This window comes from Microbacterium sp. MEC084, from assembly GCF_004514465.2.
In the GTDB taxonomy this organism is placed as follows: domain Bacteria; phylum Actinomycetota; class Actinomycetes; order Actinomycetales; family Microbacteriaceae; genus Microbacterium.
On record NZ_MYFP02000052.1, the window covers coordinates 1 to 818 of the forward strand.

Annotated in this window: 1 pseudogene; it reads left to right on the forward strand. The window is 70.3% G+C overall.

The window, feature by feature from the left end:
- Window positions 1-31 precede the first annotated feature (31 nt).
- Window positions 32-818 (forward strand): annotated as a pseudogene (locus B5M43_RS14905) (IS5 family transposase); the annotation flags it as partial.

Here is an 818-nt window from a genome sequence, read left to right on the forward strand (position 1 = left end):
TAGTTCGGCGGCGCGCTGAGAGTCTGAGGTCGTGACGCGGTTTCAGGTGCTCTCGGATGCTCAGTGGTCGTTGCTCGAGGAGATGCTGCCGCGCCCGACCGGGCGCAGGGGACGGCCCTTCGCGGACGCGCGGTTGATGGTCGAGGGCATCGTCTACCGGTATCGGTGCGGGATCGCGTGGCGGGATCTGCCGGAGGTGTTCGGGCCGTGGCAGACGGTATGGACCTGGCATCACCGCATGGCCACGGATGGCACCTGGGACAAGGTGCTCGCCACACTCACCGCCGCCGCGGACGAGGCGGGGCTGGTGGAGTGGTCGCTGTCGGTGGACTCCACGATCGCCCGCGCGCATCAGCACGCGACGAACACGAAGCGCCTCACAGGGGGCTGGATCGAATCACACGAATCCGGGCGTCGAGCCGCCTGATCACGCGGTCGGCCGCTCCCGAGGCGGCCTGTCGACGAAGATCCACCAGCTCGTCGACGGCAACGGGCTCCCGCTGGTCGCGCTGCTGACAGCAGGCCAGGCCGGGGACTCGCCGATGTTCCTGCCGCTGATGGGACACCTCCGTGTCGCCCGTCCCGTCGGCCGGCCCCGCACTCGTCCGGACGCGGTCCGGGGTGACAAGGCGTACTCATCCCGCGCGATCCGCGGGCATCTACGCGCCCGCGGGATCAAGGCCGTGATCCCCGAGCCGTCCGACCAGCAAGGCCACCGCAAGCGCCGCGGCTCACGCGGCGGACGCCCCGTCGGCCTCGACGCCGCCGACTACAAGGGCCGCAACGTCATCGAGCGCCGCTACTGCCACATCAAGCAA